The organism is Arthrobacter globiformis NBRC 12137 (assembly GCF_000238915.1).
GTDB lineage: Bacteria > Actinomycetota > Actinomycetes > Actinomycetales > Micrococcaceae > Arthrobacter > Arthrobacter globiformis.
Map to the genome: position 1 here is coordinate 1 of NZ_BAEG01000115.1, position 1,555 is coordinate 1,555.

1 pseudogene is annotated in these 1,555 nt (G+C 72.2%); it reads left to right on the forward strand.

The features are described 5' to 3' along the window. Positions 1 to 1,555, forward strand: a pseudogene (locus tag ARGLB_RS21350) (DUF6531 domain-containing protein); the annotation flags it as partial.

The following is a 1,555-nucleotide window of genomic DNA, read 5'->3' on the forward strand; positions in this document are numbered from 1 at the left end:
GTTCTCCCAGGACAGCTGGTACGGCACCCGCCGGTTCAAATACAACCTCGCCGGGGAACTGACCGAGACGCTCAACGGCGTGGGTGGGCGGACCCGGTTCGAGTACGACGTCCGCGGCCGCCTGATCCGCATCACCGACCCCATGGGCGGGGTGACCGCACGCACCTACACCGCCACGGACCAGGTGGAGTCGGTCACCGACCCGCTCGGGAGGGTCACCACCGCCACCTACGACCCCGCCGGGCGGCAGCTGTCCCAGACCGGCCCGGACGGGCACACCACCACCTGGACCTACGACCGGGCAGGCCGCGAATCCTCCACGTCGTTCGACGGGAAGCTGCTCGCCGGGATCGAGCGTGACCCGGTCCGCCGGTCCGTGGTCATCACCGACCACACCGGCGGTGACGGGTTCGCGGTCGAGCACGAGCTCGGGTTTGACCGGCGCGGGCTGCTGACCTCCCGCACCCGCGGGAACGAGGGCCTGTCCTGGGCCTACGACGCCGACGGGCACCGCACCGCGTTCACCGACGCCAACGGAACCACCACCACCTACACCCGCGACGCGGCGGGCCGGGTCACCGCCGCCAGCAACCCCCAATTGGGGGAGGCAGTCTTCGCTTACGACGCTTCGGGGCGGATCACCGCCGCCACGGCGGGGGACCTGGTCCAGGAATGGGCCTACCGCAACGGCGCCCTCGCCGAACACACCCGCACGGACACCACGAACCCGGGCGCCGCTGATGTGACGATGATCGGCCGGGACGTGGACGGCAGGATCACGGGCCTGACCCGGTCCGGTGCCGTGACCCGGTACGGGTACGACCGGGCAGGGCAAATGGTTTCGGCCGCCACCACCCGCACCGGGGAACCGGGACTTCCCGCTTCGGTTTCCGGGTGGGGGTACGACACCGGCGGGCGGCTCGTGCGCGAAAGCACGCCGGGCGGGTCACGGGCCTTTGAGTACGACGCCGGGGGCCAGCTGCTCGCCGTCACCGAGGCTGACGGGTCCCGGACAGAGTACGTCCACGACGGGCTGGGCCGCCGCACCCGGCTCATCCGCCCCGACGGGTCCTGGACCGAGTACGCCTGGGGCCCCACCGGGCACCTCAGCGGCACCACCGACCGCACCCCCGACGGCGCTACTGTCTCCCGGCACGGACTGTGGGTCGACGCCCTCGGCGAACTCGCCGCCGTCGACGGCGAGGAGCTGTGGTGGGACACCGCCAACCCCATCCCCGCCCTGGCCGGCATCAGCGGCGGACAGGTCCTTTCCCTGCCCGGCGGTGTCACCGGGATCGGGGATGCGTGGACGGTACCGGGCTGGCGCGCCGCCCGCCCGTCTGATCAGGCGGATCCGTGGTCGGTTATTGGCGCCCCGACCGTGGCGGACTCTTTGCCGGGCAGCAGTGCCGCTGCGGGTGCCGGTGCCCTGGCTGGTCTTGTGGGGGTGCTTCCTGCCGGGGTCACGCTTACCGGTAACGGCGGTGTGGATATCGCGGGGCTTGAGTGGCTCGGCGCCCGGGCGTACGACCCCGCCAGCCGTGGTTTCCTCTCG